Below are 2961 nucleotides of genomic sequence, written 5' to 3' on the forward strand. Positions count from 1 at the left end.
GGGCTTGCCCGTGGGAGTAGTCAGAATAGACACGAGTCCAAAGAAAGGAATTCTTCTTTATTAAGTAGAATAAGAGTATCAATGAAAGCTATATTAGTTATGACATCGGACAATCCCTTCTACATAGATGAACTCAAATCATTATGTATTGCATGTGATATTGAAGTAGAAGATGTTGTTATTCAGAAATTAGAAAAAATTAATCCTGCCACTTATATTGGTAAAGGTAAAATAGAAGAAATCAGATTAAGATTAGATGGAGAAATGGTTATCTTTGATGATGAACTATCGCCATTACAGGTAAAGAACCTTACTGATCAATTACAAACAGAAGTAACAGATCGTACAGATTTAATTCTTCGTATATTTGAACAGCGTGCACAGACAAAAGAAGCAAAATTACAGGTAGAAATTGCTAGAGACCAATATTTATTACCTAGACTTGCAGGAATGCAGGAACATATGTCACATCAGCAAGGTGGTTCTGGGTTTAGAGGATCTGGTGAAAAACAGATTGAGTTAGATCGTCGTATCATCTCTAGAAAGTTGTCCCGTTCTAGAAAAGAACTGGCACAGATTGTAAAACAAAGACAAACACAAAGAGAAAGACGCAAACGTAATAATGTTCCTGTGATTGCTTTGGTCGGTTATACAAATAGTGGAAAGTCTACTTTACTCAATACCTTATGTCAGAATAAAGAAAAAAAGGTATTTGAGAAGGATATGTTATTTGCAACATTACAGACTTCTACTAGAAATATCAAGATTAAGAATCATACATGCTTGCTTACTGATACAGTTGGTTTTATTGAACGTTTACCACACAATCTGATTCAGGCATTTCGTTCCACTTTAGAAGAAGTGAAAGAAGCAGATTTATTACTCCATGTTGTTGATTCAAGTTTTGAAGATTATCAATTACAGGTTGATACAACCAATAAGGTATTAGAAGAATTAGGGGTTGAAAATACACCTATGATCTATGTGTACAACAAGGTTGATTTAAATAAGTATGGTTATGTACATCCTGTCACTCCTTATGTTTTTATATCTGCAAAGGAAAAGATTGGTTTAGACTTGTTAGAAGATGAAATAAGCCATATCCTCTTTAAGGATTATGAAACTTTCCAATTAGGTATTCCTTATGATAAGGGAGAAGATTTCAAGTATCTTTATGAGAATACCTATGTGGAACAGGTTGACTATCGTGATGATTATATCTATTTACAGATAGAAGCTAAAAGACAGGATATTAAAGACTATCTTATGTATATCCTTTTAAATTAATGAAACGGAGTTTCATTAATTGATCATTTTTTGTATATTTTATGAAACGTTATAATAATCAGCCTTGAAACAGTTTACATATATAAGGCGTGATTGATAGAATGTATTCATAAGATAAAGGAGACACATAAAATGGAAAGAAAAATGCCAAAAGATTTTTACTGGGGTGGTTCAGTATCATCATTCCAGACTGAAGGACACAGAAATGAAGGTGGAAAGGGTGTTTGTATCTATGACGTAAGACCTATGAACCCTGAATTCTCTGACTGGAACGATGCAATTGATGAATACACTCGTTATGATGAAGACATCGCATTAATGAAAGGTATGGGATTCAACTTCTATCGTTTCTCAATCTGCTGGAGCCGTATCATTCCTAATGGTACATTAGATGAACCAGTAAACGAAGAAGGTGTAAAGTTCTACAGTGATTTAATTGATAAGCTACTTGCTGCAGGTATTGAACCAATGATCACTTTAGTACATTTCGATATGCCTTATCATCTTGTAAAGAACTACAATGGTTTTGCTTCAAGATATGTTGTAGACTGTTTTGAAAGATATGCAAAAGTTTGTATTGAAAGATTTGGTGATAGAGTGAAACATTGGATGTCATTCAATGAACAGAACCTTCATTCAATGATGTTAAGAGTTTCTAACGCTGAAGAAATTCCTGAAGGTGTAAGTCTTCCTAAACATTTATATCAGGTAAACCACAATGTTATGATGGCTCATTGTAAAGCAGTACGTGCTTTAAGAGAAATGCAGCCAGATGCTAAGTTCTGTGGTATGGGTGCAATCACTAATATTTATGCATATGACAACAGCCCAGAAAATAATTTATTTGCAACTCAGGCTTATAACTTATTAAATGGTTATCTTGTTGATACATTTGCTCAGGGTAAATATCCTGATTACTGGAATGCTTACTTAGAAAATCGTGGATGGATGCCTACATTTGAAGAAGGCGATGAAGAACTATTAAAGTATACTGTAGACTATATCGCATTCTCTTATTATCGTTCTAATACAGTTAAGACTGGTATCTTTGATTATGAAAGACCAGCTTGTGACTGTGTGAATGAACAGCAGATTCAGAATCCTCATTGTGAAGCCAATGAATGGCATTGGGAAATCGATCCAGTTGGATTCAGATGGACTTTAAATGATTTACATCATAGAACAGGTTTACCAGTATTCGTACTTGAAAATGGTATTGGATGGCGTGAAGATATGACTCAGGAAGAAGTAGACAAGATGCTTGCTGAAGGTCGTACAATTGAAGATGATTATCGTATCAACTATCATAGAGACCATATTCGTGAAATGGAAAACGCAATGTTTGAAGATGGTGTAGACTGCTTAGGTTATATTACTTGGGGACCAATCGATATCCTAGCTAGTATGTGTAATATGGATAAGCGTTATGGATTTGTTTATGTTAATAGAACAAATAAAGATTTAAGAGATATGAAACGTATTCCAAAGAAATCTTATAATTATATCAAGAAAGTATTCGAATCTAACGGTGCTGATTTAGACTAATACTTGCTTAGACCATGCGAAATGCATGGTCTTTTTTTATGTGAGTTTATCTAAAAAACCAGCAGAACCCCCACCTCAATATAGAATATAGGTGGGGGATGAATGCCGTTAATGCATCTGATAGAGAAA

2 protein-coding genes are annotated in these 2961 nt (G+C 34.1%); both read left to right on the forward strand.

What is annotated here, in order from left to right; genetic code table 11:
• The first annotated feature begins 81 nt into the window (after nucleotides 1–81).
• Nucleotides 82–1287: a GTPase HflX gene (gene hflX, locus QVO42_RS00260; RefSeq protein WP_022424196.1), complete on the forward strand. Its 1206-nt coding sequence runs from the start codon at nucleotides 82–84 to the stop codon at nucleotides 1285–1287.
• 132 nt (nucleotides 1288–1419) lie between these two features.
• Entirely contained in the window at nucleotides 1420–2832 is a 1413-nt protein-coding gene (locus tag QVO42_RS00265) for a glycoside hydrolase family 1 protein (protein WP_022424197.1), read from the forward strand.
• Nucleotides 2833–2961: the final 129 nt, after the last annotated feature.

The sequence above is a fragment of the Catenibacterium sp. CAG:290 genome (genome assembly GCF_000437715.1).
In the GTDB taxonomy this organism is placed as follows: domain Bacteria; phylum Bacillota_I; class Bacilli_A; order Erysipelotrichales; family Coprobacillaceae; genus Catenibacterium; species Catenibacterium mitsuoka_A.